Source organism: Acinetobacter sp. YH12136, from assembly GCF_013418545.1.
GTDB lineage: Bacteria > Pseudomonadota > Gammaproteobacteria > Pseudomonadales > Moraxellaceae > Acinetobacter > Acinetobacter towneri.
In genome coordinates this window covers 13612-40410 of the sequence record NZ_VPBV01000016.1, presented here as the reverse complement: position 1 = coordinate 40410, position 26799 = coordinate 13612, and the positions used below count along the sequence as shown (strand labels likewise).

The 26799-nt window shown below is 41.8% G+C and carries 29 protein-coding genes; 21 read left to right on the top strand and 8 right to left on the bottom strand.

Features of this window, described 5'->3' with window-relative positions; genetic code table 11:
- The first annotated feature begins 14 nt into the window (after nt 1-14).
- From queC to FTU71_RS08795, 3 genes are all read left to right on the top strand, one after another.
- Entirely contained in the window at nt 15-686 is a 672-nt protein-coding gene (queC, locus tag FTU71_RS08805) for a 7-cyano-7-deazaguanine synthase QueC (RefSeq protein ID WP_180111845.1), read from the top strand.
- Between the two features lie 13 nt (nt 687-699).
- Nucleotides 700-1104, top strand: a complete 405-nt coding sequence (locus FTU71_RS08800; RefSeq protein WP_004971768.1) for a hypothetical protein — start codon at nt 700-702, stop codon at nt 1102-1104.
- A gap of 70 nt (nt 1105-1174) precedes the next feature.
- The gene (locus FTU71_RS08795) at nt 1175-1633 is read left to right on the top strand and encodes a peroxiredoxin (protein ID WP_096901114.1); all 459 of its coding nucleotides are present in this window, start codon (nt 1175-1177) and stop codon (nt 1631-1633) included.
- Nucleotides 1634-1711: 78 nt separating this feature from the next.
- Here FTU71_RS08795 and FTU71_RS08790 read toward each other — a convergent pair whose 3' ends face one another.
- Nucleotides 1712-2284 (bottom strand): nicotinate-nicotinamide nucleotide adenylyltransferase, encoded by a 573-nt coding sequence (locus tag FTU71_RS08790; protein ID WP_096901115.1) that lies wholly within the window; start codon nt 2282-2284, stop codon nt 1712-1714.
- A gap of 411 nt (nt 2285-2695) precedes the next feature.
- Here FTU71_RS08790 and FTU71_RS08785 point away from each other — a divergent pair, with 411 nt between their 5' ends.
- Nucleotides 2696-3496, top strand: a complete 801-nt coding sequence (locus FTU71_RS08785) for an enoyl-CoA hydratase-related protein (RefSeq protein ID WP_096901116.1) — start codon at nt 2696-2698, stop codon at nt 3494-3496.
- Between the two features lie 150 nt (nt 3497-3646).
- Entirely contained in the window at nt 3647-4423 is a 777-nt protein-coding gene (locus FTU71_RS08780) for a nitroreductase family protein (protein ID WP_180111837.1), read from the top strand.
- Nucleotides 4424-4962: 539 nt separating this feature from the next.
- On the opposite strand, the gene FTU71_RS08775 is transcribed toward FTU71_RS08780, so the two are convergent.
- A complete protein-coding gene (locus tag FTU71_RS08775; protein WP_104851742.1) occupies nt 4963-5280 on the bottom strand; it encodes a YqfO family protein in 318 nt (105 codons plus the stop codon).
- Between the two features lie 264 nt (nt 5281-5544).
- Here FTU71_RS08775 and FTU71_RS08770 point away from each other — a divergent pair, with 264 nt between their 5' ends.
- From FTU71_RS08770 to ruvB, 3 genes are all read left to right on the top strand, one after another.
- Nucleotides 5545-6885 carry a deoxyguanosinetriphosphate triphosphohydrolase gene (locus FTU71_RS08770; protein ID WP_104851741.1) on the top strand — a complete coding sequence of 447 codons (1341 nt, stop codon included), beginning with the start codon at nt 5545-5547 and terminating at the stop codon, nt 6883-6885.
- Between the two features lie 129 nt (nt 6886-7014).
- Nucleotides 7015-7617 carry a Holliday junction branch migration protein RuvA gene (gene ruvA, locus FTU71_RS08765; RefSeq protein ID WP_179993882.1) on the top strand — a complete coding sequence of 201 codons (603 nt, stop codon included), beginning with the start codon at nt 7015-7017 and terminating at the stop codon, nt 7615-7617.
- Nucleotides 7618-7859: 242 nt separating this feature from the next.
- Nucleotides 7860-8867: a Holliday junction branch migration DNA helicase RuvB gene (gene ruvB / locus FTU71_RS08760; protein WP_004971787.1), complete on the top strand. Its 1008-nt coding sequence runs from the start codon at nt 7860-7862 to the stop codon at nt 8865-8867.
- A gap of 82 nt (nt 8868-8949) precedes the next feature.
- Here the strand turns inward: ruvB and FTU71_RS08755 are convergent, their stop codons facing one another.
- Nucleotides 8950-9528 carry a hypothetical protein gene (locus tag FTU71_RS08755; protein ID WP_004971789.1) on the bottom strand — a complete coding sequence of 193 codons (579 nt, stop codon included), beginning with the start codon at nt 9526-9528 and terminating at the stop codon, nt 8950-8952.
- A gap of 228 nt (nt 9529-9756) precedes the next feature.
- On the opposite strand from FTU71_RS08755, the gene ybgC reads away from it, so the two are divergent.
- The 6 genes from ybgC (at nt 9757) to pal (ending at nt 14695) form a co-directional block, all read left to right on the top strand.
- On the top strand, nt 9757-10164 hold the full coding sequence (gene ybgC, locus FTU71_RS08750; RefSeq protein ID WP_004971791.1) for a tol-pal system-associated acyl-CoA thioesterase: 408 nt from the start codon (nt 9757-9759) through the stop codon (nt 10162-10164).
- Between the two features lie 27 nt (nt 10165-10191).
- Nucleotides 10192-10890 carry a protein TolQ gene (gene tolQ, locus FTU71_RS08745; protein WP_180111834.1) on the top strand — a complete coding sequence of 233 codons (699 nt, stop codon included), beginning with the start codon at nt 10192-10194 and terminating at the stop codon, nt 10888-10890.
- Nucleotides 10890-11339 (top strand): protein TolR, encoded by a 450-nt coding sequence (gene tolR, locus FTU71_RS08740; RefSeq protein WP_070154130.1) that lies wholly within the window; start codon nt 10890-10892, stop codon nt 11337-11339. The genes tolQ and tolR overlap by 1 nt, the downstream gene beginning before the upstream one ends.
- Before the next feature lie 3 nt (nt 11340-11342).
- Nucleotides 11343-12578: a cell envelope integrity protein TolA gene (tolA, locus tag FTU71_RS08735; protein WP_180111832.1), complete on the top strand. Its 1236-nt coding sequence runs from the start codon at nt 11343-11345 to the stop codon at nt 12576-12578.
- Nucleotides 12579-12771: 193 nt separating this feature from the next.
- Complete coding sequence (gene tolB, locus FTU71_RS08730; protein ID WP_180061974.1) at nt 12772-14055, top strand: Tol-Pal system beta propeller repeat protein TolB; 1284 nt, start codon at nt 12772-12774, stop codon at nt 14053-14055.
- Between the two features lie 70 nt (nt 14056-14125).
- Nucleotides 14126-14695 carry a peptidoglycan-associated lipoprotein Pal gene (gene pal / locus FTU71_RS08725; protein WP_180111830.1) on the top strand — a complete coding sequence of 190 codons (570 nt, stop codon included), beginning with the start codon at nt 14126-14128 and terminating at the stop codon, nt 14693-14695.
- 156 nt (nt 14696-14851) lie between these two features.
- Here the strand turns inward: pal and FTU71_RS08720 are convergent, their stop codons facing one another.
- A complete protein-coding gene (locus tag FTU71_RS08720) occupies nt 14852-15037 on the bottom strand; it encodes an NF038105 family protein (protein ID WP_004971800.1) in 186 nt (61 codons plus the stop codon).
- A 177-nt stretch (nt 15038-15214) separates the two neighbouring features.
- Between FTU71_RS08720 and FTU71_RS08715 the strand changes: the two genes are divergently transcribed.
- From FTU71_RS08715 to FTU71_RS08695, 5 genes are all read left to right on the top strand, one after another.
- Entirely contained in the window at nt 15215-16189 is a 975-nt protein-coding gene (locus tag FTU71_RS08715) for a class 1 fructose-bisphosphatase (protein ID WP_179993879.1), read from the top strand.
- 50 nt (nt 16190-16239) lie between these two features.
- Entirely contained in the window at nt 16240-17016 is a 777-nt protein-coding gene (locus tag FTU71_RS08710) for an RNA methyltransferase (RefSeq protein ID WP_004971802.1), read from the top strand.
- A gap of 156 nt (nt 17017-17172) precedes the next feature.
- Nucleotides 17173-17787, top strand: coding sequence for an RNA polymerase sigma factor (locus FTU71_RS08705; RefSeq protein ID WP_004971803.1), 615 nt, complete (start codon nt 17173-17175; stop codon nt 17785-17787).
- A complete protein-coding gene (locus FTU71_RS08700) occupies nt 17784-18104 on the top strand; it encodes a hypothetical protein (RefSeq protein ID WP_179993878.1) in 321 nt (106 codons plus the stop codon). Before FTU71_RS08705 ends, FTU71_RS08700 begins: the two co-directional genes overlap by 4 nt.
- Nucleotides 18094-18495, top strand: coding sequence for a DUF3106 domain-containing protein (locus tag FTU71_RS08695; RefSeq protein ID WP_179993877.1), 402 nt, complete (start codon nt 18094-18096; stop codon nt 18493-18495). Before FTU71_RS08700 ends, FTU71_RS08695 begins: the two co-directional genes overlap by 11 nt.
- A gap of 100 nt (nt 18496-18595) precedes the next feature.
- Here FTU71_RS08695 and FTU71_RS08690 read toward each other — a convergent pair whose 3' ends face one another.
- From FTU71_RS08690 to cxpE, 4 genes are all read right to left on the bottom strand, one after another.
- Nucleotides 18596-21010 (bottom strand): CSLREA domain-containing protein, encoded by a 2415-nt coding sequence (locus FTU71_RS08690; RefSeq protein WP_228153770.1) that lies wholly within the window; start codon nt 21008-21010, stop codon nt 18596-18598.
- Nucleotides 21011-21067: 57 nt separating this feature from the next.
- Complete coding sequence (gene rbtA / locus FTU71_RS08685) at nt 21068-22885, bottom strand: rhombotarget A (protein ID WP_179993876.1); 1818 nt, start codon at nt 22883-22885, stop codon at nt 21068-21070.
- A gap of 122 nt (nt 22886-23007) precedes the next feature.
- A complete protein-coding gene (gene hda / locus FTU71_RS08680) occupies nt 23008-23712 on the bottom strand; it encodes a DnaA regulatory inactivator Hda (RefSeq protein WP_004971812.1) in 705 nt (234 codons plus the stop codon).
- Between the two features lie 14 nt (nt 23713-23726).
- Nucleotides 23727-24947 (bottom strand): chloramphenicol efflux transporter CxpE, encoded by a 1221-nt coding sequence (gene cxpE, locus FTU71_RS08675; protein ID WP_104851731.1) that lies wholly within the window; start codon nt 24945-24947, stop codon nt 23727-23729.
- Between the two features lie 134 nt (nt 24948-25081).
- Between cxpE and purM the strand changes: the two genes are divergently transcribed.
- Both purM and purN read left to right on the top strand, forming a co-directional pair.
- Nucleotides 25082-26152, top strand: a complete 1071-nt coding sequence (gene purM / locus FTU71_RS08670) for a phosphoribosylformylglycinamidine cyclo-ligase (RefSeq protein ID WP_180111828.1) — start codon at nt 25082-25084, stop codon at nt 26150-26152.
- Nucleotides 26153-26162: 10 nt separating this feature from the next.
- The gene (purN, locus tag FTU71_RS08665; RefSeq protein WP_104853305.1) at nt 26163-26792 is read left to right on the top strand and encodes a phosphoribosylglycinamide formyltransferase; all 630 of its coding nucleotides are present in this window, start codon (nt 26163-26165) and stop codon (nt 26790-26792) included.
- Nucleotides 26793-26799 lie beyond the last annotated feature (7 nt).

Here is a 26799-nt window from a genome sequence, read left to right as displayed (position 1 = left end):
TTTGGAGTTCAATTATGCGCCCTCGTGCCATTGTATTGTTATCTGGTGGATTAGACTCAACCACGTGTTTGGCATGGGCACAAGCGCGTTATGAATGTATTGCACTTAGTTTTATGTATGGTCAACGCTCGACTACAGAGCTAGATGCTGCACGTGCCTTGACTAAAAATACAGGCATTGAGCATCGTGTGATTAATATTGATTTAGGCAACTTGGGCGGTTCTGCCCTGACCGATCACAGCATTGAAGTACCTGATCATGAGCAAGAAGGTATTCCTGTGACTTATGTGCCTGCGCGTAATACCATCTTCCTGTCTTATGCTTTGGCAGCTGCCGAAGTTTTTGATGCAGAAGCAATTGTGATTGGTATTAATGCGGTAGATTATTCGGGCTATCCTGACTGTCGTCCTGAATTTATTGATGCTTTTGCCAATATGGCACGCTTGGCAACCAAAGTTGGCGTAGAAGGCAAACCGTTAAAATTTGAGACACCTTTGTTACATTTATCCAAAGCAAATATTATTCGCTTAGGTATTGAACATGGCGTAGACTATAGTCAAACGGTTTCTTGCTACCAAGCAGATGACCAAGGACGTGCTTGTGGTAAATGTGACAGCTGTCGCTTACGCAAACAAGGTTTTGCCGATGCCGGTGTTGCAGACCCAACGCGTTATATACCGTCATAACAAGGTAAAGTGTATGAAAAATTTAAAATCAAACATTATAGTTTCTGCGATTATGTCTGTTGCTGCATTATTCGCAACAACGACACACGCAAATAATGACAAGTTGCAACAAGCATATAAAAGCACCAATGTAAAAGCAGCTTTAATTAATGTTTGTAAAGAAGAAACTGCAAAAGGCAAAAAACTGACTACAGCTGAAGTAAGCAAATATTGTACTTGTGCAGTAGAAGCAGATGGTAAATTAACCAACGCTCAAAAATGGGAAATTCAAAGCGCAATTAACCAGAAAAAGAGCCCTGCGACTTTAGCTTTTGTACAAAAGCAAAATAAAGATTTGCAAACTTGTTTTGGTCCTCAGCTTACAGGTAAATTAAAAACCTTAACTGAAGAAGCAATGAAAGCGGCTGAGAAAAAATAATTTTTCTTAACAATTTCAACTAGCCACTTTATGTGGCTAGTTTTTTATGTGCATGATTTTGGAGAAAAATATGAGCACGACAATTCAATTACCAAATCAAGCTTTTCCTGCAACCACAGGCGAAGTCAATTTAACCGAACTTGGTACAGATTGGTTAGTGGTGTATTTTTACCCGAAAGATTCTACCCCAGGCTGCACCACACAAGCTGTCGATTTTACTGCGCTAAAGCCACAATTTGATGCGCTTAATACCACCATCATTGGCATTTCGCGCGACTCAGTCAAAGCCCATCAAAACTTTACCGAAAAACAATCTTTAGGCATCAACTTGATTAGCGATAAAGAAGAAGTATTGTGTCAGTTGTTTGATGTGATTAAAGAAAAAAATATGTATGGCAAAAAAGTTATGGGCATTGAACGCTCTACTTTTATTTTCCATCAAGGTCAATTACTGAAAGAATATCGTAAAGTCAAAGCTGCAGGACATGCCGAGCAAGTGCTTGCGGATTTAACCGCTTTACAGGCTTAATTTTCAGCCTCTAAAAAAACACAATGTTCTGGATGATTGAAAGCTTTTTCAATCATCCTTTTTCATTTAAAAACTGGATTACTCCGTCAAATTACTGCTGTCCTGCTGCTGGTATTTGTCTTGTAATTGACGATAAATTTCCGTGTTTTGAAATGCGGTTAAGAAATCAATTGTGCCTTGAGGGAAAAAATTAGGCTGTATTTCCCCACGATAATAAGCCTCACGTGCAGGCGTAGCAGACATGGCATCTTGCAAGCTGTCTAATTCTACCATCTCCCATTCAGGGAAAAACTTTAAATAATAAGACGAGTCATCTTTAAAATGCCCAATTAAACCAACACGATCTTGCGGTTGAATCAATTCACCGACTAAAGATTTGACTAGTTTTTGCCATTTTTCATCATTGTAGACATCTACGACATGCACAAACTTAATCCGTTCTTGCATCTCAGGTGAAAAGTTAGACAAAATCATCTGCTCACGTTCTTTGGCTAAAAACGGATTTTTTAAATTGCGCTCATTTTGTGCAGAACCTAATGCCAAAATCACATAATGACTACGTGCTAACGCAATTTGAATGGTTTGCAAATGCGCCAAATGAAATGGCTGAAAGCGGCCAATGAAAACCAAATAATCAAACGTATATTGCATAATAAATACGCCAATCCTAATTTTGATAACAACATGATGTTATCTGATACGCGGAAATGTCATCCACAACCTGCGTGGTATCAACTCATTATTGTTTTTGCAAGATAATAAATCAAAAACAATAATTGGGCAGGTTTCGTGGATGACAAATGGTTTTGCCTACTTTTGCCAAAACAAAAGTAGGTCGAACCGAAGGTTAATCCTAAAATAGAATTAATAGACGTTAAGATTCCGCCTTGCTTATTCATTTTTTAAATGAACAACCCCAAATTCTAAATAAATTTCACATTGAATTAGGAACGCAAATCTCATCATTCACTAACTTTTTATGAACTCATGAGTTGTGCCAGCGCTGCGAATTTGCGACATAATGAGCCATAAATTCAAACCAATCAAAGCAAGGATAGTACGATGACACTGAGCTGTATTCAACAACCTCACCCACATTTGAATGCGAATTTAGACAATGGCGTACTGACTTTAGCCATCAACCGACCAGAAGCAAAAAACGCGCTGTATGGTGAATTGTATTTGTGGATTGCACAAGCCTTAGATGAAGCAGATCAGTCCAACGCAGTACGTTGTGTAATTTTACGTGGCACAGATGCAGATTTTAGTGCTGGCAATGACATGCAAGACTTTATGAAGTCTGCTGCACTTAAAGGACAACTACCTGCTGCCGAAGGCCCTCCATTCATCTTATTAAAATCTGCAGCTAAGTTTTCTAAACCGCTGATTGCAGCTGTACGTGGGGTGGCAATTGGCATTGGTGTCACAATTCTATTACATGCAGATTTGGTATATAGCGACAATACTGCCCTATTCCAAATTCCATTTGTGAGCTTGGGCTTATCGCCTGAAGGTGCATCAAGCAAACTTCTAGTAGAACAAGCAGGCTATCACAAAGCGGCTGAACTGTTGCTAACTGCACAAAAATTCAATAGCGAAACGGCATTATCGGCAAATTTAGTTAATAGCATTGAAACCGATGTCTATGCAACGGCGCAACAAAAAGCAGCACAATTGGCAGCTTTACCATTGGCATCACTTAAACAATCTAAAGCCCTCATGAAACATAATGTCAATGAAATTGTGGCGTGGATTGACCATGAAGCAGAGATTTTTATGCAACGTGTCGGCTCAGCAGAAATGATGGAAGCAGTGCAGGCCTTTATGCAAAAACGTAAACCTGATTTCAGCCAATTTAATTAAGCGCTGTTTAGCTGAAATGTACTTACACCCATTTCAAGTAAACTAGACGTTTTAAAACCACATTCATTTTGGCTGAATGTGGTTTTTTCTTTATTCGCCCCCATATTCTGCAATGTGCTATCAATCATTAAAAAATTGAGGAAAATTGTAATGTCTAATCCAAATCCAGCTGATGTTAAAGCTGAAAAAAAAGAACGTTATTTTGAGCCTGCACCACAAGATATTGATATAGAAAACTTTAAAAAAGTCATTCAAAGCCGTCGTTCGGTGCGTAAATTTACCGACAAAGCCATTCCTGTTGAAGTGTTGGATGATTATTTAGATATGGCTTTATTGGCACCGAACTCATCTAATTTACAACCGTGGACTTTTGTCGTGGTGCAAAACCCTGCCAAGAAGAAACAACTGGTTAAAGCCTGCTTAGGACAGCTTGCTGCTCGCACTGCAGCAGAGCTAATTGTGTGTATTGCACGCACAGACCGTGTTGATGAAATGGCAAAAAAGAACATCAGCGAGTTTCCTTTTCCTGAAGCACCTGCAGCAGTCAAAAAATATTACAAGTTTATTCCTTATAACTACATGACTGGCTACTTAAACGCAGTAGGTAACTTTAAGAAAGTCGCTTTCAAAATTGCACGTAGTTTAGATAAACAATTACCTGTAACTGCATTTAACCCTGCCGATGCCAAACTTTGGGCGAGTAAAACCACTGCACTCGCTTGTGAAAATATGGTCTTGGCCCTTCGCGCACACGGTTTTGATAGCTGTATGATGGAAGGTTTTGATGAGCCGATGGTACGCAAACTCTTAAAACTGAATGAACAACAATTTCCAGTGATGGTGATTGCTGCAGGTGAACGTGCCGAAGATGGTGTCTTTTTCCCGCAATACCGTTTTGACCGTGACCTGTTTATTCAGAAAGTCTAGGGGCTGTTAACATTTCATAAATGGCTTGCGCTGTAGGCTAAAACTGAGCAGATTAGGCATGAAACGCAAGGAATAGCGAGACTATTGCCAAGTTTCATAACGTAATCTGAGAAAGTTTTAGCCACATGAGCAAGAACAAAGCGCTGCTTTGTTTGCTGCGCAAAGGGACGAGCATATTTTTTGCTGCTATTGCGTTATGAGTCAGTCATTTAGAATAACTAAATTTCCTGCCCCATGCCTTATATCAGCTAAAAAACCTTGCGAGATATATCTCTCACGTCGCAAACATAGAAGAAGTGTCAACAGACCCTAATATTTCAACTGTATTTTAAAACCTAGCCACATTTTGACTCGTGATAAGGCGACAAGGATGTCGCCCGTTAGACTGTGGTACAGGACGTACCATCAGTCTAACAGAGGGCTTTTGTTACTTTTCGCCCGTGAAAAGTAAAATCTATCTACGCAACTTATATTTGCCCCAATCCATATATGAGTGATCGTACAATTCTATTTTTCTTTAAAAATTGGTATTTAAGTCTTTAAAAATTAATATCTAAAAGTTGCATAAACTCAAAGGCAGGCTCTTCGTAAGGATGGCTTGCCTTGAGCGCTTTTGCGACTGCCTGAGCATTTTGCTCAGGTACAATGGTTTCCACGCGCCATTCGGCAACGTGTTCCAAAGCATCTAACTCACCAATAAACGGATTTGCTCCTTTGACAGGCTTAAATTGCCCTGTGCCTAAAACCTGCCATGCACAATGTTCATAATTGCCAATTCCACCTGCACCCGCTGCAAAAACCGCCAGTTTAGTTTCTTCAAGATGAGATTCAGGCACATAGTAAATCAGTTTGAGCATATTTAAACTTCGCTATCCATTTCACAATTAATTAGAAATTAGCATAAAAATTTGAGCATTGTTGCTATTTTGGCAACCTATACGCATCATCCAATCCTCAATTTATACAGTTCCCCAAAAAAACTTTAAAGTACGCTTCGCCACAAACTTATCCCCCATTTTGTATGAATTTAGATTTAAAAAGACAAGCCATGTCGCACGCCCCTAGAGCTTTTGTCATTTTTTTGGCATGATGCAAAACAAGCACATAGTGAATAATGATAAATGACTCAAATGCGTTGGTTAGAACTGCTTTCCACAGTTCGAATTGGTAGTAAAAAACAAAGTACAGAACAGGCGCGCAGCCCTTTTCATAAAGATTATGACCGTATTATTTTTTCGCAAAGTTTTAGACAACTAAACCGTAAAACCCAAGTCCATCCACTGACTCAACACGATGGTATTCACACTCGCCTGACCCATTCTTTAGAAGTGTCTTGTATTGGACGTTCATTAGGGATGCTGGCTGCAGAAAAAATCAAAGACCATTTGCCTATGTGGATTTCCCCTGCCGATGTCGGTGCGATTATTCAAGCTGCTTGCTTGGCACATGATATTGGTAATCCACCTTTCGGGCATGCAGGCGAATATGCCATTCGTGAATGGTTTGATGATGCTTCACACGGCAATTTCCTCGCCAAACTCAGCGATGAAGAAGAAGCTGATGTCCGTCAGTTTGAAGGCAATGCACAAGGTTTACGTCTACTCACCAAAATTGACTATCATCCAAATGATGGCGGCATGCGTTTAACCTATGCCACTTTAGGCGCTTATTTAAAATATCCATGGCTCTCCAAAACCATTGCCGAACAAGGCAACCGCCCTGCCAATCAACGTGATAAGTTTGGTTGTTACCAAGCCGAAAAAGAAATTCTCAAACAAATTGCAGAACAGCTTGGTCTGATTCAATTGGGCGATTATCACTATTGCCGTCATCCACTGACATATTTATTGGAAGCAGCAGATGATATTTGCTATGCCTTAATTGATTTGGAAGATGGCATTATCTTAAACATGCTCAGCTATGAAGAAGTTGAACCGATCTTTTTAAACTTGATTGGTGACTACGGTATTCCAGCAGAACTGGCGATGGCACGTACCACATGGCAACAAAAAATTGCCGCTTTGCGTGGTCGGGTCATGAAGCGTTTGGTCGATGAAGTCACTACAGCATTTGCCAAACACCATTTGGAAATTCTGATGGGACAGCTCAAAGGCAGTCTTTTACAATATTGCTCGGCAGATATTGAAATTGGTATTAATCGCGCCAAAGACTTAGCCCGTGAGAAAATTTTCGAGCATCCACAAAAGGCAGGGCTGGAAATTATTGCGCATCAAAGTTTACAAAACATTTTGGATGCGTTTATTCCACTCACCACGCCACATAAAACCCTAAGTTTTAAAGAGCAGCGTTTAATGTCAATCTTGCAACGCTCAGGGGCAGATTTTGCGCATAATCACTATGACAATATTATGCAAGTCTTGGATATTATCTCTAAGTTTTCAGATCACCAAGCCTATAACTTATCGCAAGAATTACAAGGCAATAAGGTCGGCTTGCTGTAATGAATAATTTGCATATCAATACTTGTATATAAATAGTAGTAGGATTTAAGCGCAGATTTTGCCTTTTGTGAAAATGCGCTCTACTATGCGAACAGCAACTTATTTTAAATTAATCAGTGAATCACAAATATGATCGGATGTCTTATTGGCGAAGTATTGGCTTTAGAAGCACCAACCGTGTTACTGAACGTGAATGGTGTGGGCTATGAAATTGACACGCCACTCACCACATTTTGCCAGTTACAAAAGGGGCAGAAAATTACCCTGTGGACGCATTTAGCTGTGCGTGAAGATGCTCAATTGTTATATGGCTTTTTAGAAGCCCAAGAAAAAACCATTTTCCGTACCTTACTCAAAGTCAATGGTGTCGGCCCGAAAATGGCACTGGGTATTTTATCGACCTTGAGTGTCGAGTTACTGATTCACACCGTAGAACATGAAGATATTAACACCCTGATTAAAGTGCCAGGTGTGGGCAAAAAAACCGCTGAACGCCTGATGATTGAATTGCGTGATCGCTTTAAAGCCATGTCCAACGAAGTCAGCAGCAGCAATTCCACTGCGACTCAAATCCATTTTACGGGCAATTCTGCTGTTGCCGAAGCCGAAGCCGCTTTACAGTCTTTAGGTTATAAACCTGCCGAAGCACAAAAACTGATTAATGCAGTCAAGGCCGATTTTACCGAAGCCAGTGATATTATCCGTGCAGCATTAAAGTCGATGAATAAATAAAAGATGCCAACAAACCTAGCGTAAGTTCATCTTTCCAATATTGGATACATGACTGGCGACATAGATGTCGCCCGTTGAGTTGGGGTATAGGGATATACCCTCAACTCAACATAAGATTTTTGTTACTTTTGATCTTTCAAAAGTAAAATCATGCCTTCGCAAAGGCATTTAAACGCAACTCATACTTTGAGGCTGTGCATGCAGCATCAAAATGCCCAGCTCAAGAGATTAGTTAACACGATATGCAAGACCGTCTAATCAGTGGTTCTGAAAAACCCGAAGATCAAATTGATCGCGCCATTCGCCCCACTTCACTCGATGACTATATTGGGCAACCTGTAGTGCGTGAACAAATGGAAATTTTCATTGGTGCAGCCCGTGGACGCGCAGAAGCATTGGACCACACCCTGATTTTTGGACCACCAGGTTTAGGTAAAACCACACTCGCCAATATTATTGCCCGTGAAATGGGCGGCAATCTTAAATCTACTTCAGGGCCTGTCTTAGAGCGCGCAGGCGATTTAGCCGCCATGCTGACCAATCTTGAAGAAGGCGATGTGTTATTTATTGATGAAATTCACCGTCTTTCACCTGTGATTGAAGAAATTTTGTATCCAGCGATGGAAGATTATCAACTGGACATCATGATTGGTGAAGGGCCTGCAGCACGCTCCATTAAACTGGACTTGCCACCATTTACCCTTGTCGCCGCCACCACACGCGCAGGTTTACTCACCTCACCGTTGCGTGACCGTTTTGGTATTGTGCAGCGTTTGGAATTTTACTCGGTTGAAGATTTGACCCATATTGTCAAACGTTCGGCAAGTCTAATGGATGTGCCAATGACCGATGCAGGAGCCAATGAAGTCGCTCGTCGTTCGCGCGGTACACCACGTATTGCCAACCGATTATTGCGTCGCGTTCGTGACTATGCGCAGGTCAAAGGCACAGGTGAAGTCACGCAAGAGATGGCACAACGTGCGCTAGATATGCTGAATGTCGATAAAGATGGTTTAGATACCTTAGACCGTCGTTATTTATCAATGTTATTAGAGCGTTTTGATGGTGGGCCTGCAGGTGTGGAAGCTTTGGCCGCTGCTATGGCTGAAGACTCTGGCACTTTGGAAGATGTAATTGAACCATACCTAATTCAACAAGGTTATGTAATGCGAACCGCTCGCGGGCGTATTGCGACCAATATGGCGTATTTACAATTTGGGATGACACCGCCAGAGCCAAAAGAAAAATAGCTCAAAGGAAAAAATAGCTTGAAGGGAGCTATCTCCCTTTAAGTTATTAAATATTTAGGTCAATTGGGTCTGTAGATAGACCCTAATTTTCAATAATACGCACATCTTCAACAAGCATTAATTCACACGCGCCCGCCCCTGTATCATGACGGCTTAAAGAACTGCGCCACTGCCACCCATCTGCGGCAGTAACTTCAACCAATTTACCTTTCAAATAAATCAAATCATCTTCATCAATCTGTTTTAACTGTGTCGCAATCGCGGGTGTGGCAGGAATTAAATGCGTATTAGCGCTCAAACTTGCAATCTCTTGCACAGGAATCGGTGGTGCTTGTTCATAACGCCAATGATACCAACGGTTGCTTTGACGAATAGACAACTGTTTATACACTTCAGGCTTGGCCATTTCGCCCCATCCCAAAGCAAAATCGACAGGGCTAAGTTCGGCTTCACGTCCAAAATTATAATTTTCACGTGACAATACCCGAAACTCACCTTCATAGGTTTCCAAAGCTTGAATGGTATAGTCTTTAAATTGATGCACTTGCTGCGATGACTGATAGGTTGTGCTATCCGCAATTCCTCCATCTGGCTGGAACAGCGTCATCCACAACAAATACAATATGGCAATTACCACAAAAAATTTAACTAAACGGCTCATGTGCTGCTCATTGGGGTGGATCATCTGCATGTATCAGGCAGGCAGCTAATTTTAACTTAAAAGCATGTTTGAAATCTTGTGCCATTGGACGAAGCGTTGAGAATGATAAACTGCCACGCTATACACAGCTTGACTTATAGCCCCGATTCACGTCAATTTCACAGACACGGCGTAAGCTATAAGTATTGCTTATCAAACAACTTTGCAACATTGAAGCGGAACATCATCATGGCGAATAAATTTGAATTTAAAATTCGTATCTATATGGAAGATACTGATGCAGGCGGCATTGTTTACCACGCCAACCATATTCGCTTTATGGAACGTACCCGTACCGAATGGCTTCGTGCATCGGGTGTTGATCATTATTGGCATCAACAAGATTACAACTTTGTCGTGCATAAAATTAACGTGAAATATTCACGTCCAATCTTAATGGATGACCTAATTACTGTTACAGCAAGTGTAGTTTCGTGTAAAGCGTCATCATTTGTATTGCAACAAAATATTTATCGTGGTGAAATCATGCTTGCATCTGGCGAGGTTGAATTGGCCTGTCTTGGTTCAGATATGAAACCACGTCGTCTGCCAGATGAAATTCGTAGCCTTATTCTGAAAGAATTAGGACAAGATTAAAAAAATGAATTGGCACATGTAGTAACTATGGCAACACAACTCGAATCATCTCTTCAAGTATCAGATCTTATTTTACAAGCTAGTCCTGTTGTTCAGCTGGTAATGCTGTCGCTACTTTTAGCATCATTATACAGCTGGTATCTGATTGCCAAGTTACACATGAGCTATAAAAAAGCACAGGCAGAGGATCAGCATTTCCAGAAAATCTTCTGGTCTGGTGCAGAACTGAATACGCTTTACAACAACGCACAGCTCAATTCAAAACGTGTCGGTTTAGAAGATATTTTTTATCAAGGCTTAGGTGAGTTTTTAAAACTGAAAAAGCGCCAAGCGCATGCTTCACAAACCATTGAAGGCACAGAGCGTATCTTACGTGTCGGTTTAAGTCGCGACCAAGCCCAACTTGAACAAGGCTTAGGTGCATTGGCCAGCATTGGTTCGGTTGCGCCATACGTGGGTTTATTTGGTACCGTCTGGGGTATTATGAATGCCTTTATTGGACTGGCAGATGTCGATCAAGTCACATTAGCAACAGTCGCACCTGGGATTGCCGAAGCCCTGATTGCCACAGCCATTGGTTTATTTGCCGCTATTCCTGCAGTACTTGCTTTTAACCATTACACCGCCAAAGGTGAAGCGGTTTATTCTGATCGTGCTTTATTTGCCGAAGAAATGGTGGCTTTATTACAACGTCAATCTTTAGGCAATACTAAGGATCACGACTAATGGCCATTCAACGCTCAGGACGCTTCGAGCGCATTAAGAAACCACTCAAAAGTGACATGAATGTAGTGCCCTATATTGATGTCATGTTGGTGTTATTGGTGATTTTTATGGTTACTGCACCGATGATTACCAGTGGGATTCAAGTCGATTTACCTCAAGCCAATGGTAATCCAATTGAATCGAAAGATGCCCCTGCTTTGGTGACTTTAAATAAAGATGGGCAATATTTTTTAGAATACAAAGAACACAAAGCCGAACCTTTGGAATTAGCCCAACTGAAACAAATTTTGACCGATGCTCAAATTCAAGCCAAAGCTGAAAACAAAGAGTTTCAGGTTGTTATTCGCGGTCATAATACACGCCCTTATGGTGATGTGATTGCGTTAATGTCTGACTTACAAGATGCGGGTTTAACCCAAGTTGGATTGCTGACCGAGCCTTTAAAGTAATTTATGAAAGATTTTAAAAAGCCACCTTTTCAACAAAAAGCCATCGCGATTGGGTTCACCGTAGGTGTCCACCTTATCGCAGTGGTTGGCTTGCTTTATTTGGGCATGAGTAAAGCACCTGAGCCACCTAAACCCATTAAAACCGTACTGATTAAACCAGAAGATTTAAAACCCTTATTAGAAACTGAATCTGCTGAAACCACACATGAAAATGTAGCAGAGCAAATTACTCAAACTGCTGAGCCTGTTCTTGAACCTGCACCTGTCATTCCGACACCTGCAGCTTCTCCTACGCCACCCGCTCCTCAAGTTGATACGCAAAAAGCAGCACAAGCGGCAGAGGCTCAAGCACGTGCAGAACGACAAGCTGCTGAAGCCAAACAAATTGCCGAGCGACAAAAATTAGAAGCTGAACGCTTAAAAGCACAACAAGCACGCGCTGAAGAACGTGCTCAACGAGAAGCCGATGCTAAAGCAAAAGCCCAAGCCGATGCCAAAGCACGTGCTGAAGCAGATGCTGTACGTCGTAAAGAAGCCGAAGCCCTGAAAAAAGCAGAAGCGGCAGAAAGACGTCAACTCGAAGCCAATGCAGCAGCAAAACGCAAAGCTGAAGCAGATGCAAAAGCCAAGGCAGATGCTGAGGCAAAACGTAAAGCTGCTGCAGATGCAAAAGCCAAAGCTGATGCCGAAGCAAAACGTAAAGCTGCAGCGGATGCAAAAGCCAAAGCTGATGCCGAAGCAAAACGCAAGGCTGACGCAGATGCAAAAGCCAAAGCTGATGCCGATGCAAAACGTAAGGCTGACGCAGATGCAAAAGCCAAAGCAGATGCCGAAGCAAAACGTAAAGCTGCTGCAGATGCAAAAGCCAAAGCTGATGCCGAAGCGAAGGCGCGTGCCGACGCTGAAGCCAAAGCTTCAGCTGCCAAACAAGCTGCAGAAGAAGCCGCTCAGAAAAAGGCAGAAGTACGACGTATTGCATCCACAGCTAAACGTGATTTTGAAAATAAAATTAGACGAGCGTGGGATACCCCAGCAGGTTCCTCAGGTCAACGTGCAACTGCCCGTGTGACTTTAAGTGACAGTGGCGCAGTTCAGTCTGTCGTGGTTAATTCTAGCGATCCTGATATGAAAGCCAGTGTAGAAGCTGCCGTTCGTGCTGCTGCACCTTATCCAATGCCATCAGACCCAGATGCACGACGCGAAGCACGTAGCTTCACCTCTACCTTTACGGCACAATAAGTTACCAGTTAGCCGAGTAACATCTATTCGGCTAACTCCTTCTCAAAATATTTACGAGTATAAATAAATTTAAATTTTCACAGTGTTATAACAGTTTTATTATAAATTCATGCTTTCATTCCTGCTAAAGCATGCCATTATGTACCACAATTACATCCAAAAAAGTTATGTTGATTTGAGAAAATAGCGAATGATGGAAACAACGCGTAAACACCTACTTTGTCTTGCTATTTTAACTGCGCTTAGCCCAGTTTTAAGCACACAATCTTTTGCACAACTGCATTTAGAAATTGCCAAAGCACCAGAAGAAGCACCTAAAATTGCGATTGTGCCGTTTGGCAATGATCAAAGTATTTATCCTATTGTAGAAAACGATTTAAACCGTTCAGGCAAATTCACCAGTTCATCTAAAAACCTTGCTGCAACTGCAAGCATGAACAATCCAAATGCAGCTGTATGGCAAGCCGCAGGTGTACCTTATGTGGTGACGGGAAATGTCAAAGCCACTGCAGAAGGCGGTTATGAAGTTCATTACCAACTTTATGATGTGCAAAAACAGCAATACTTATTGAATGAATTATTAAGCGTGCCTGCGTCACGCGTACGTTCTGCTGCACACATGATCAGTGATGCCATTTATGAAGCACTCACGGGCATTAAAGGTGACTTTAGCGGACGCATTGCTTATGTACTGCGCAACCCTGCAACACCTGAACAACGCTATACCCTGCAAATTGCCGATACTGATGGTGAACAGCCTAAAACCATTTTGACTTCGCGTGATCCTATTTTATCGCCTGCGTGGACACCAGATGCCAAAAAAATTGCCTATGTGTCGTTTGAAACCAAACGCCCTGCTATTTATGTGCAAGATTTGGCGACAGGTCAGCGTGAAAAATTAGCCAGTTTCCGTGGTTTAAATGGTGCTCCAAGCTTCTCACCAGATGGTCAAAGTATGTTGTTTACCGCATCCATGCATGGCAATCCAGAAATTTATCAAATGAATTTAAGCACCCGTGAACTGCGACGCATGACCAATGACAGTGCGATTGATACCGAAGCACGTTATGCACCAGATGGTAAATCATTTATTTACACTTCAGATCGTGGTGGTTCCGCACAAATTTATCGTTATGACTTTGCCACAGGCAGCAGCAAACGCCTAACCTTCCGCGGTGCATTTAACGCACGTGGTACGCTCAGTGCCGATGGTCGTAAACTGGCATTGGTGCATCGCCCAAGTGGCAGTAATTACAAAGTCGCAATTCAAGACATCAACACCAATATCACCAATATTTTAACCCCAACCAGTTTGGATGAGTCGCCAAGCTTCTCACCAAATGGGCAAATGGTGGTGTATGCAACGCGCGAAGGCGCACGTGGCTTATTGTCAATTATGTCTTTAGACGGTCGCTTCCGCATGAACTTACCTAGTGAACAAGGTGAAGTGCGTGAACCTGCGTGGGCACCAAAATAATGAGTACCCGCAAGGTAAACACTTTTCAGTTCTGTTTTAAAACCAAAAATCAAGCTTCATGGAGATGAGGATGAACGCAGTTAAATTATTGGTACTCCCTGTTTTGGCATCGGCTTTAGTGATGACAGGTTGTGCAAACCGCAAACCAACGACTGACTCACAAGCAGGTCAAACACCAAGTGGTGCAACTACAGTCAACACCCAAGGTTTGAGTGAAGATGCAGCTTTAAATGCACAAAACCTTGCAGGTGCATCTGCCAAAGGTGTAACCGAAGCCAACAAAGCTTTCTTGGCAAAGCGCGTGGTGCATTTTGACTACGACAGCAGCGAATTATCTAATGATGATTACCAGACCCTACAAGCACATGCACAGTTTCTAATGGCGAATGCCAACTCTAAAGTAGCGCTTACAGGTCATACCGATGAACGCGGTACACGCGAATACAACATGGCTTTAGGCGAGCGTCGTGCCAAAGCGGTTGAGAGCTTCTTAATCACCAGCGGCGTTAACGCAGGTCAGCTTGAAGCAGTGAGCTATGGTAAAGAAATGCCAGTCAACCCTGGACATAATGAAAATGCATGGAAAGAAAACCGTCGCGTAGAAATTAACTACGAAGCTGTTCCACCATTATTGAAATAATAATTTGCTGTTTGGGAAAAACTCGTTTAGAACGTGTTTCCCCAATACGAAAAAAGCGCTCTTTATTACAAGGGCGCTTTTTTATGACATAAAAAACTGGGCGAACGAATATTTTAAAAACTAACAGATAAGTGCAGAAATACAGCTTTGCTTCAGTTATTCCGACTCGGCATCAGCTTTTGCAGTTTGCATAGATTCAATCAAATCATGCTTGTTAAACTTTTTATATTCAGGTTTAGACTCGTAATCTTTCCAAGCGGCTTTCATCTTGTCCTCAGAAATATCGTCTAAACTAATCCCTTCGCTTGGCGTTGGAGTCGCATCAAACTTTAACGTTGTCATATCTGTGCTCCTATCTCAAATTAAATCCTTCACATCAACATAGCACTTTCTGCAGGACTTGCAAGGGTAAAATCACAGCAAATAGTCGAGTTTAATTTTTCTTTTAACGCGTTCTCATCTAAACTATTGCAGCATATTGTTATCCTCATTTTTGCAGTCATTCGGAGTTTTCCAGTCATGTCATACCGCACCCTTTCCCAATTTCTACAACAACAAACTGGAAATTTAACACCCGAACTTGCTCAAGTAATTGAAACTATAGCCAATACTTGCAAAACAATTGACCAAACATTACAAAAAGGTGCATTGGCGGGCGTATTAGGCAGTGCACAAAATGAAAACGTACAAGGCGAAGAACAAAAGAAATTAGATGTTATTTCAAATGATTATTTAATTGATGCGTTACAAAAACATCCTAATGTGGGTGGTTTGGCGTCGGAAGAATTAGACGAATTCACTCCTGCTCAGGAAAATGGTCAATATTTAGTGTTATTTGACCCACTGGATGGTTCAAGCAACATCGACATCAATATGTGTGTGGGTACCATTTTCTCAATTTTACCTGCAAAAAATGCCGTGACCCAAGCTGCAGACTTTATGCAAGCAGGTACACAACAAGTTGCTGCAGGTTATGTCCTGTATGGCCCATCTACCATGATGGCGCTCACTGTTGGTGCAGGCGTGGTATTCTTTACCTTTGACCCAGAAAGCCAAGAGTTTTTGGTGACTGCAGACAACATTCAAGTTGCTGCCGATACAAAAGAATACGCGATCAATGCTTCAAACCAACGCCATTGGGAAGCACCTGTAAAACGCTATATTGATGAACTTTTGGCTGGTAAAACTGGGCCACGCGAAAAAGACTTTAACATGCGTTGGGTTGCATGTATGGTGGGCGATATTCACCGTATCCTTTGCCGTAGCGGGGTTTTCATGTATCCATACGACTTAAAAGACCCGAAAAAAGCAGGTCGTTTACGTTTAATGTATGAAGCCAATCCAATGAGTATGCTCATGGAACAAGCAGGCGGTGCGGCAACCACAGGTCGTGTGCGTATTTTAGACATCCAACCCACAGACCTACATCAACGTGTGCCTGTCATCATTGGCTCAAAAAATGAAGTCGATTTGGTCAGCAGCTACCATCAATAATTTTTAACAACAGCAGTCGGCCATTCGCTGACTGCTGTGGATTTTATCGCATGCCTACGATTTTTTTAGAATCAAAAGATAACCCGAAAATTAAACACTTACGTGGTTTAATTGAACAAAATAACTATCGCAAAAAACAGGGACAAACGGTACTTGAAGGTACACATTTGTGTCTGGCGTGGTTACATGAAAATAAAAAAATCAATTCGATTTTTACCACCGAACATGCACTAAGCCATCCTGACTATGAGCGTATTTTGGCTAAATACACAGGCGTGGTCTTTGTCATTGGCGAATCTTTATATAAAGATTTAAGCACTTTAGGCACTTCCCTTGCCTGTTTAGCCATTGTCGACGTGCCAAGTTCAAGCCAAGCTTTAGACTTTAAAGCAGACACACTGATTTTAGAAAATGTGCAAGATCCGGGTAATGTCGGCACCTTATTGCGCTCTGCAGCAGCAGCAGGTATTGAACAAATTATTTGTACCAAAGGTTCTGCCTCACTTTGGTCGCCACGGGTGTTACGTGCAGGCATGGGCGCACACTTTAGCTTGCATACCTTTGAAAATATTGAACTCGAAGATGTCTTAGCACAATTTCAGATTCCTGTATATGTGACCAGTTCACACCATGCAGAAAGTCTCTATTCCAAAAATCTGCGTAAGGCTTGCGTCTGGATTCTAGGCAATGAAGGTCAAGGTGTGTCCGATTATGCCTTACAGCATGCAGAAGCGGTAAGTATTCCACAACCAGGTGGACAGGAATCTTTGAATGTGGCAATTGCAGGCTCAATCTGTTTCTTTGAAATGGTACGCCAACGTCTGTAAATGGTTAATTTATTTTAAAAAGACTAGCCCTGCAAAAAAAATAGATTAGACTGAAAATAATAACTTGCAATGTCAACCAAACCATTGTTTTTAGCGTTATAAAAATATGATGTTAAAAATAATGGTGGGTATCCAATGACAGGATTTTCCATCTCTATGGATTTAAACCCGAAGTCGTCACACTCGGAAAATTTGAGTGCTCTTAAGAGTACGGCTGAGCAACGTCTGAAGAATTTCATGCAAGACGTAACGGGGCGTGCCTTAGTGATGATGGAAAGTGCAACGCAAGGACAGCACGGCATTGCTATGGATTTAGTGCAAGAAGCCTTTATTTCCTTGCATAAATCTTATGCTGACAAAGCCACAGAGGAATGGTATCCCCTGTTTTACACCATTTTAAATAACAAATTACAAGATTGGCGTCGTAAAGAAGCTCGCCGCGCTCAACCGTTTTCATGGTTCAAAAAAATCAGTTTAGATGATGACGATGTTGAACAACTTGATATTGTCGATGAGCAAGCACTCAATCCTGCAGAGTTTTTAGATCAAGCTGTGACTGTAGAAGAAATTCAGGCAGCAATTGCGGGGCTTCCTGTGCGGCAACAACAAGCTTTTATGTTACGTGCTTGGGAAGGTTTTGATACGCAAACCACCGCACAAATTATGAACTGCACTGAAGGCAGTGTAAAAACGCATTATCACCGTGCTATTCAAGCTTTACGCAACAGTTTGGCACATATGAATCCGTATCTGGGAGGATCATCAGAATGAAACAAGATGATTTCTTAAAACAAGTGACATCTAAACTTGATCGATTGGCTCGCCACCATCAAGACAAAGCCGCGGTCATGAATCATGTCTTGGACAATATTCAAGACAAGAAAACATCGCGCTATGGGCTTTGGAAAATGTCAGGTTTTGCATTGGCTGCGGCAATTGCAGGTTTTGTGGTCTTGCCAAATTCAATGGAAATGACCACACAGCCGCAGAATCAAGCTGTATCTGTTCCTAAACTTTCTCCACAAATGGTGGAAGATTTAGAAATGTTAATGGTGTTGGGTGAGGACAAAGTTCCACATGGCAGCTAAACGAATTGTGATTGCGTGTTGTGCGCTCAGTTTTTTACAAACCAGTTTTGCAGGGTTTGAGCGTTTTTGGATTTTTTCCAAAGATGCAGATACGCAAATTTCAGAAACCTGGGAAACTCTTTCTGAAGAAGAACAATTGGCGTTAATTAAGCGCTATCAAAACTTAAAAGAAATTCCTGCTGAGAAAAGCTTGGCTTTGCAGCAGCGGATGGATTGGTTTACCCAACTGCCTGATAGCGAAAAGCAAAAAATGCGTGAAACTTGGCAAAAAATGAGTACGCAAGAACGTCGTGAATTAGGACAACGCTTGCAACGAGCAACACCTGAACAACGGCCCTTGATTCGTCAAGAATACATTCTTAAATATCAACAGCCTGCAATGAGTCACTAATTTTATCTGTTCATGGATAATAGAAAGTACTTGAAGTCACCAATAACAAAAGCCTCATCGTGTAAAACAGATGAGGCTTTTGCAATAAAGAGTCGGTAGATTACGATTTTCTTGGACGTTGACGATAGAACGCCAATCCGATTAAACCAAACATACCCCAGAAACCTAAGCTTCCCCCACCGCCACCACTGGCTTCATAATTGGTATTTTTCGCTGTATTTTCTAAAGTAATGGTCGCTTCAGGCGATAATTCCAGTTCATGATCGAAAATCGTGTATTTCAGCTCATAATCAAATGGGCTAAAGCTATTTCGTACTTGAACCTGAATATTGCCACCATAACAAATTTCACGTGCATAATCCCCAGGACAAGGTGCTTGACGATCTGCCGTAAGTACCACACCTGAAGGTACTTGTGTAAAACGAATTGCCAGTTCTTGTCCTGTACTATCTTTATAGAATGCAGGCTTATTGGTATTTTCTTTCAAAGTGCTGATAGAACCATCGCCTGCATCGCTATCATTCAGCAATGGATTAAAACTCACTTTGAGGTCTGTACCATATTCAAGTCGTACACGATCATCTTTTGCAATTGGGGCAATATTGCTAAATTTACCTTCAAGTAAGCCCGAAGAATGCAAATTGCTGTCTAATTTTGAGGTAATGGTGTATTTACAATACGCTGAATCGGTTGCTTCTGTGACTTTATCATTCAGTCGATACATCACAATCCGTTGCAACTGTGCATCCCATTCACATTTGAATAGTGGATCTTGGGTCAATTTATCGGTACTAAATGTGGTACCTGAACCCGAAATTGCACCAATCCCCAATACTTCAGTGCTAATGCTAAAGTTGTCAGAATTAAGCTGTCTTAACTGAACAAATTTCCCATCTGCAGTTGGTTCATCTTGCTTTAATGCCATCGCAAATGGATCAACATAAATGGCACGATATTGCTGCTTAGCTTTGGTATTCGCCAACAAATCCTGCATCGTTTTCAAATCAGTACGCGATTGAGAAACGACCGAAGATGCAGCATCTTTACTTTGATCTATCGCAGACTGAATACGGTCAATTTGTTGCTGATAATTGGCAAATAAACTTTCATAAGAGACATTACGCAAGCTTTGAATATCGGCTGCATTTAAGCGCATCACTTCTACAGAGCCAATTTCACAGGTATTTTTTGCATCAGGATTTAAAGTTAAAGTTGCATTACTCACCCGCGCTAAACCACGTTGTTCATAATCACTACACCCCATGCTGTTTACATCAATCAAATCTTTCGCAGGGTCTGAACCAAGTTTTGGATAATACAACGGCAGGAATAAATTATAAGCAGATGGTTCTTGCAAGGGCTGCAATACTTGATCAAAGCTAAGCCCTGTCAAATCCAAATTTTTAGCACCATCATAAGAACTATTTGCTGTTTCAGGCAAATCACACTCGCCTTGCTCTGTCGCTGATCCCATTGCGAATAAGGCATTGCGAATTGTGTTGATGTTGCGCGCCTGCTCTAAGCTCGCAGGGAATGCATAACGACAAGATTTACCTTGGTTAAAGGCCAACATATTAAAAGAGAGGACAATACGTGGATAATTGTCATAAAACAAAGTACTCAATGCTTTATTTTCAACAATGGTATTACTTTGCAAATACACCTGTGACAAAGTGCTAAGCGGATGATTTTCTGCATTACTTAAGTTAAAGATATGACCTTTGCTGGTATCAGCTTGGTTTTGTGCAATCGTACTGGCAGTCAACGCAAGATCTGGTTGGCCGCAAAGATCAAAAGTACTAAGACTATTTGCAGCACCATTTTTCACAATACTGCTGCGGTCAATTTTCACCATAGAGCGTGTATTGACCAAGTTGGCACTACAATCCATTGCCAACACACTACCTACTTTGGCTTGGTTCGCATGGATATAAGCATTTTCTAAATTGACTTGACGCTCCGCTTGATGAGCAACAACGTAAATTGCACCACCTTGTTCTGCATGCGAATTTTGAATTTCGACATTGTTCGCAGCTAATGGGCCTGCCACAAATAATGCACCACCCTTGCCTGCATCTGCAGGGTTTGCATTACCACCACCATGGGCATTCCCATTTTTTAGAATGACATCGTATAGCGCCACGCTGGCTTGGGTATCTGAAGTATTGATAATGCGGCTATTGCCATGTGCATTAATAGTGGTTTTTAACGGTGCAATTGAAGGATAACGATGTGTAATTGGATCTACTTGGTTATAGTCGACCGCTGTCGCCCCATAAATACGCACCATAGATTGCGGGCGTAATTCTGAGTTTAAGATATATTCCCCAGCCTGCAACTGAATCATATCGGTTGCACCACGGTTGGTATTGCCTGCGCTACATCCACCGAACGCAATATTCTGCTTGGCCGCAACTAACGCTTCACGTAATGAACATTTGCTTAAGTCTTCACCATTTTGATCTTCAAAGGTCGTGACCTGAATCACACGATTATCTGCTGCCATAAGCGACATAGCAGACAGCACCATTATCCCTAATAGTGTTTTTTTATTATTTTTCATATTCATCCTTTATGCTTTTCTACGGCGTAAACCCAACAAACCCAATAAAGTCATTAATCCGTAAGCGCTCCATGCACCACCAGAAACTTTTATTTTATCGCTTTCCATACGATTTTCATGTTCTTGAATAACTTGGACTTTCACTTCCATATAAGGTGTTGTGCTGTTAAAGCGTGTGGTGCTGGTAACTAATTTAATTTTAAAGACATCTGCACCATGCCAAGCAGAATCTGGGGTATATACCAAATTCCCCAACTCATCTACGGTCAATTTTCCTTTAGAACGTGTATCGAGTTGCTCAATTTGCACACAACCTGCTTGCCATGCTTGGCCTGTCGGATTGTTTGGATAGACTTGATCACAAAATTCTTTAGGCACCAAATCACTATCACCCAACAAATCACTCACCGACATTTTAGCAATTTGACCCGCCAAAATATCTTGACCTATAAGCCCCATAGTTTCAGGAACCATCACCTCTATTGCACCACGGTCACATAAGGTAATATCTGACTGACGGTTTTTACCGCGCTGATCTGAAGCAGCACAACCGACTACCGTATTATCCCCCAGTTGTAATTGCCCCTGATTCAACACCACAGAATCTTTCAGGCTGTTATAACTGAGCAATACGCGTGGGCGCATAAAGCCCAAGAATGAGTTTTCAGGAACTTGATATGGACAAAAGAGTGCCGTTTTATCTTGACTGAGGGTTTGGCATGCACCTTCAAGCAGATTACCTGCAAGCACCGAATTTGCAGTCCATAGCGTATTTGGATAGTTGCTATCGCCTGCTCCACAGCCTGCGCCGACTAAATTATTTTGCAATCTTGTTGCATCTGAACCTGCTTGCACACAGTTTGCTGCAGTATTGACACTGACAGGATGTGGATTACCCAAAATCACACTATTGGCAATATAGGCTTTACCCAAAGGTGCGTTGAGATACACACCACGGCTGTTACCAATCAAGCTAATGTTATTGACACCAATATCATCCAGCACATTCATGACATAGCCTTCATTTGCAGTAAAAGTACTGCTCGCGATCATATTCCCCATACTAGGAAAGGCTTTGATTTCTTCATCTGCCAAACTTGCTGCAGAATAGAGATTGGCTGAAGCAACTGATATGGTTTTGTTGCCTTTAAATACTGAAGTTGTAATCACAAAGCGGGGGAATTGCGTATAAATGACGCCACCTTCCTGCGCTTGGTTAGCTTCAAGCAAGCTATTTTTGATCTCAATAAAACCTGCAGGGATCTTCTCGTCAGTCATTTGTGCGAGGTTATAAATTGCCCCACCTTGATTGGCTACACCCTGACTCAGTTTCACATAGTCTAAAATTAAATGTTCATTATTATAAATCAGACCACCTTGTTGCTGACGACAGCGCTCCTCACCGCAGCCCTGTAAAGTTAATTCTTTTAAAGAAACTTTTAAGAAACGATCCTTGCTATCTTCAATGTGGAAAATTCGCTCATTGCCGCGCATCTGAATCGTGGCATTATTCAAACCTGGGGCAGTTTTATCATTCAGACTACTGTCATAGGTGGTTTTAATTTCAAGGTTTTCTGTAATTTTAAGTTGAGTATCAATTTGATAGACGGCTTTCTTTTCTAATAAAATCACACTTGAGGCATTTTTGCCGCCACAGCCCAAATAGCCTTCTTCAGGCATGCCTAAATTAATATACTCAATGGCTTCACGCAAAGAACATTGTTGATCATCTGCTTTGGTGTCAGCAGTGGTGGTGACAATGATATTACTACTATATGCATGACCTGCGATAAACAGCATACCAATGCCGATGCTCTGCTTGAGCATAAGCGTACTCCTTGTAATTTTCTTTGTTTTTTTTCTTCTTTAGTTGCAAATTCCCTGCAACTTCGAATTATTTTCCGAATAATTTGGCATAGCTTGCGCAAATTCTCAAGTAATTTTAATTTTTACCGATATTCGTCAATTAAAGCATAAATCTGACGCAGGTTTGCGCCACTTAATTTCGTTTTCTCTCCTTTAAGTAATTGCACCAACTGTTCAAGGCTTTGCAGCAAAATCGAGGTCTGCTGTGGGCCATGTAACAATAAGTAATCAATAATTTGTGGGTCGATGATAATCCCGCGACGCTCTAACACGGAACTCACTAAAGCTTGTCGGTCTGCATACAAACTGCCTGAAGGCACTTTAACACTCACTGCCTGCGTCAAACGTGATTGCAAATCGGGCAATTCAAGCTTTAATTCAATCGGTGCAAAACGTGATGAAAACACCAACTGACCACCAACCTCATTGCTGTAATTGATTAAGTGAAACACCGCACGTTGCCAATGTGGTACACCACTAATCGCTTCAATATCGTCTAAAGCAACCAAATCATAACGGTCTAAAGAGGTAATTGCTTCTGTTGGGGCATCCAATAATTCAAGTAAAGATACTTTAATAGCTGATTTGCCAATTTCTAAATAGGAATCGCAAATTGCAGACAATAAATGACTTTTGCCTGTGCCCGCACCACCATAGACATAAAAGCGATTGACCAATCCTGCATGAAGCTGTCGAACTGCATCAATCACATGCCCCCAACCCGGACCAGAAAAATCACTGATCCGTGCATCTAATTGAGGCTCGATATCTAACTGCAGTTGACGCATAGAATTGTAATCACCTAGGAGTTTTGCTGATCTGAGGGCTTTATCTTACTTGATTTTTCAGTCTGTTGCAGTGAATTTGCTGACTGAGGATCAAGCTCAATATCAATATGAACTTGTGCTGTATCAATGCTAATGTCACCCGATGCACCATCTTCAGACACCACCACAGGCTGCCCATACAAATAACTTTTTTCGTAAAAATCACGTAAATGACGCAGTAAAACCACAATCACCGCTGCTACAGGTAAAGCAATCAACATACCCATGAATCCAGCCAGTTGTGCACCTGCTAAAACAGCAAACACCACCGCGACTGGCGAAAGTCCGATTTTATCACCCAATAAAAACGGTTGTAGAATATAGCCTTCCACCGCCTGTCCAATCATAAAGACCACAAGGACTAAAACCAATTGCATCCAGTCAATGCCAAATTGTAGGAAAGTGGCAATAATGGCTGCAACAATCCCTACAGCGAAACCTAAATACGGAATAATACTAGCAAGTCCCGCAACCATCCCAATAATCAAGCCGACTTCTAAACCAATCAGTTGCAATCCAGTCGCATAAACGACGCCCAACAAGATCATCACCAAAAACTGACCTTTAACGAAAGCGCCTAACACACTGTGACATTCTTGTACCACAGCCAACGTGCTTTGCTCATAAGGACGCGGAATTAAGCGACGCAGGCTGTCGAGCATACGCTGCCAGTCGAGTAGGAAATAGAAAGCAATAATTGGAATCAGCACCACGGTGCCGCCAATTTGAATAAAATTCAGACCAGACTGTGCGACACGCAATAACATGGCTTGAATACTATCGGCGCTATAATTGGTTTGCACATAATCCATGACGATGCTGCTCATGTGCGAGGTATCAATTTCCATTTCTTCAATATTGAAAGTGGATGATACCCACGGCAAGAAGGTCGAATTGATCCAGTTAATACCGACAGGAATACTGTCACGCGCAATCATCAACTGCTTCCAAACCAAAGGAATGATGTACCAAACTGCCAAAGTCAGCGCGATGCCAATCCCAATAAAAACCAAACTGATAGATAGCCAACGTGGCAAACCGACTTTGCAAAATTGTTCAACCAATGGGCTAAATAAATAAGCCATGAAAAATGCAACAACAAAAGGAATGACAACCGGTTTTAATAAGTACAGCACCCAAAGGAGCAGAACTATCCCAGACAGGATAAAAATGCGACGCAAGGTACGATCGACCATAGAAATTCGCCTTTTTTCAGTTTATTCGTTATAGAAGTTAAAATATTTGAATAAAGATAGCATTTTAGCGCATAAATAACATAAGAGTTTCGTATATTCAGGTATAATCGCCCCGCGAATGCGGAGACTTCATTATGAGCAACTCAACTTCTAACCCAACCACTGGTTTAAGCTATAAAGATGCTGGTGTCGATATTGAAGCGGGCGACGCGTTAGTCGATCGTATCAAATCTGTCGCTAAGCGCACGACTCGTCCTGAAGTGATGGGTGGATTAGGCGGCTTTGGCGCACTTTGTAAAATTCCGAAAGGTTATGAAGAACCTGTGCTCGTATCTGGCACAGATGGTGTAGGAACTAAATTACGTTTAGCGTTGAACCTAAACCGCCATGACACAATTGGTCAAGATTTGGTGGCAATGTGTGTAAATGACTTACTGGTGTGCGGTGCTGAACCTTTATTCTTCTTAGACTACTATGCAACAGGTCACTTAAATGTAGACGTTGCAGCCAATGTTGTTACAGGAATTGGTAAAGGCTGTGAGCTTGCAGGCTGTGCGCTTGTAGGTGGTGAAACTGCTGAAATGCCAGGCATGTATGAAGGTGAAGATTACGATCTTGCAGGCTTCTGTGTGGGCGTGGTTGAGCAAAGCAAAATTATTGATGGCTCTAAAGTAAAAGCTGGTGACGTTCTGATTGGTGTCGCTTCTTCAGGTGCACACTCAAACGGTTACTCTTTACTTCGTAAAATTTTAGACGTAAAAAATGTTGATTTAACTCAACTGGTTGATGGTCGTCCACTGGCTGACGTTGCCATGGAACCAACACGCATTTATGTCAAATCAATGCTTGAACTGTGCAAACAAGTTGATGTGCATGCTATGGCGCACATTACGGGTGGCGGTTTACCAGGTAACTTACCACGTGTATTGCCAAATGGTGCGCAAGCAGTGATTGACGAATCATCTTGGGAATGGCCAGAACTGTTCAAATTGTTACAACGTGAAGGCGGTGTAGAACAGTTTGAAATGTATCGCACCTTTAACTGTGGTGTAGGTATGGTTGTTGTTGTAGATGCCAACGATGCAGACAAAACAGTTGAGCTTCTCAACAGCCTTGGCGAAAAAGCTTGGGAGATGGGTCGTATTCAAGACAACGCCGAATCCGTTGAAGGCGCAGATGAAAAAATTCGCGTAATTTTTGCGTGATTTGACTCAGATGATCAAAATAGCTGTCCTCGTTTCAGGCAGCGGAAGTAACTTACAAGCCCTGATAGATGCCAATCTTTCAGGGCAAATTGTTGGGGTTATTTCCAATAAGCCTGATGCCTATGCTTTACAACGCGCTCAACAAGCAGGGATTCAAACTGCAGTGATTGAGCACAAACAATATCCGAGTCGTGAATTATTTGATGATGTCATGCATCAACAATTACTTGCATGGGATGTTGATTTGGTGGTGCTTGCGGGCTTTATGCGTATTTTAAGTGCCAAATTTGTGCACGCTTGGGAAGGTAAAATGCTCAACATTCATCCTTCACTCTTGCCGCATTATAAAGGCATGCACACCCATCAACGTGTACTCAATACAGGCGATACTTTACATGGTTGTACCGTGCATTATGTCACTGCTGAATTAGATGCAGGTCAAGCACTGGCACAAGGTGTGTTGCAAGTAAACATCCACGATGATGCCGAAAGCTTGGCGAACCGTGTGCATGTGTTGGAGCATTTGATTTATCCGCAAGTGGTTGAATGGATTTGTAACGGAACCATTCAGCACACTGCGCAAGGTGTGATGTATCGCCAACAACTGATACAACAACCTGTGCAGTTTTGCAATTTTTAAATATTCT

Excerpts from the sequence above, each read along its gene's own strand:
- FTU71_RS08795 (WP_096901114.1), top strand. The coding sequence starts at position 1,175 with ATGAGCACGACAATTCAATTACCAAATCAAGCTTTTCCTGCAACCACA.
- tolA (WP_180111832.1), top strand. The coding sequence starts at position 11,343 with ATGAAAGATTTTAAAAAGCCACCTTTTCAACAAAAAGCCATCGCGATT.
- FTU71_RS08720 (WP_004971800.1), bottom strand. The coding sequence starts at position 15,037 with ATGACAACGTTAAAGTTTGATGCGACTCCAACGCCAAGCGAAGGGATT.
- FTU71_RS08790 (WP_096901115.1), bottom strand. The coding sequence starts at position 2,284 with ATGCAATATACGTTTGATTATTTGGTTTTCATTGGCCGCTTTCAGCCA.
- FTU71_RS08785 (WP_096901116.1), top strand. The coding sequence starts at position 2,696 with ATGACACTGAGCTGTATTCAACAACCTCACCCACATTTGAATGCGAAT.
- FTU71_RS08755 (WP_004971789.1), bottom strand. The coding sequence starts at position 9,528 with ATGAGCCGTTTAGTTAAATTTTTTGTGGTAATTGCCATATTGTATTTG.
- FTU71_RS08710 (WP_004971802.1), top strand. The coding sequence starts at position 16,240 with ATGCCTACGATTTTTTTAGAATCAAAAGATAACCCGAAAATTAAACAC.
- tolB (WP_180061974.1), top strand. The coding sequence starts at position 12,772 with ATGGAAACAACGCGTAAACACCTACTTTGTCTTGCTATTTTAACTGCG.
- ruvA (WP_179993882.1), top strand. The coding sequence starts at position 7,015 with ATGATCGGATGTCTTATTGGCGAAGTATTGGCTTTAGAAGCACCAACC.
- FTU71_RS08775 (WP_104851742.1), bottom strand. The coding sequence starts at position 5,280 with ATGCTCAAACTGATTTACTATGTGCCTGAATCTCATCTTGAAGAAACT.
- FTU71_RS08695 (WP_179993877.1), top strand. The coding sequence starts at position 18,094 with ATGGCAGCTAAACGAATTGTGATTGCGTGTTGTGCGCTCAGTTTTTTA.
- cxpE (WP_104851731.1), bottom strand. The coding sequence starts at position 24,947 with ATGGTCGATCGTACCTTGCGTCGCATTTTTATCCTGTCTGGGATAGTT.
- pal (WP_180111830.1), top strand. The coding sequence starts at position 14,126 with ATGAACGCAGTTAAATTATTGGTACTCCCTGTTTTGGCATCGGCTTTA.
- FTU71_RS08780 (WP_180111837.1), top strand. The coding sequence starts at position 3,647 with ATGTCTAATCCAAATCCAGCTGATGTTAAAGCTGAAAAAAAAGAACGT.
- ybgC (WP_004971791.1), top strand. The coding sequence starts at position 9,757 with ATGGCGAATAAATTTGAATTTAAAATTCGTATCTATATGGAAGATACT.
- FTU71_RS08770 (WP_104851741.1), top strand. The coding sequence starts at position 5,545 with ATGACTCAAATGCGTTGGTTAGAACTGCTTTCCACAGTTCGAATTGGT.
- hda (WP_004971812.1), bottom strand. The coding sequence starts at position 23,712 with ATGCGTCAACTGCAGTTAGATATCGAGCCTCAATTAGATGCACGGATC.
- FTU71_RS08700 (WP_179993878.1), top strand. The coding sequence starts at position 17,784 with ATGAAACAAGATGATTTCTTAAAACAAGTGACATCTAAACTTGATCGA.
- FTU71_RS08690 (WP_228153770.1), bottom strand. The coding sequence starts at position 21,010 with ATGTCGCTTATGGCAGCAGATAATCGTGTGATTCAGGTCACGACCTTT.
- FTU71_RS08715 (WP_179993879.1), top strand. The coding sequence starts at position 15,215 with ATGTCATACCGCACCCTTTCCCAATTTCTACAACAACAAACTGGAAAT.
- tolQ (WP_180111834.1), top strand. The coding sequence starts at position 10,192 with ATGGCAACACAACTCGAATCATCTCTTCAAGTATCAGATCTTATTTTA.
- queC (WP_180111845.1), top strand. The coding sequence starts at position 15 with ATGCGCCCTCGTGCCATTGTATTGTTATCTGGTGGATTAGACTCAACC.
- purM (WP_180111828.1), top strand. The coding sequence starts at position 25,082 with ATGAGCAACTCAACTTCTAACCCAACCACTGGTTTAAGCTATAAAGAT.
- FTU71_RS08800 (WP_004971768.1), top strand. The coding sequence starts at position 700 with ATGAAAAATTTAAAATCAAACATTATAGTTTCTGCGATTATGTCTGTT.
- rbtA (WP_179993876.1), bottom strand. The coding sequence starts at position 22,885 with ATGCTCAAGCAGAGCATCGGCATTGGTATGCTGTTTATCGCAGGTCAT.
- purN (WP_104853305.1), top strand. The coding sequence starts at position 26,163 with ATGATCAAAATAGCTGTCCTCGTTTCAGGCAGCGGAAGTAACTTACAA.
- FTU71_RS08705 (WP_004971803.1), top strand. The coding sequence starts at position 17,173 with ATGGATTTAAACCCGAAGTCGTCACACTCGGAAAATTTGAGTGCTCTT.
- ruvB (WP_004971787.1), top strand. The coding sequence starts at position 7,860 with ATGCAAGACCGTCTAATCAGTGGTTCTGAAAAACCCGAAGATCAAATT.
- tolR (WP_070154130.1), top strand. The coding sequence starts at position 10,890 with ATGGCCATTCAACGCTCAGGACGCTTCGAGCGCATTAAGAAACCACTC.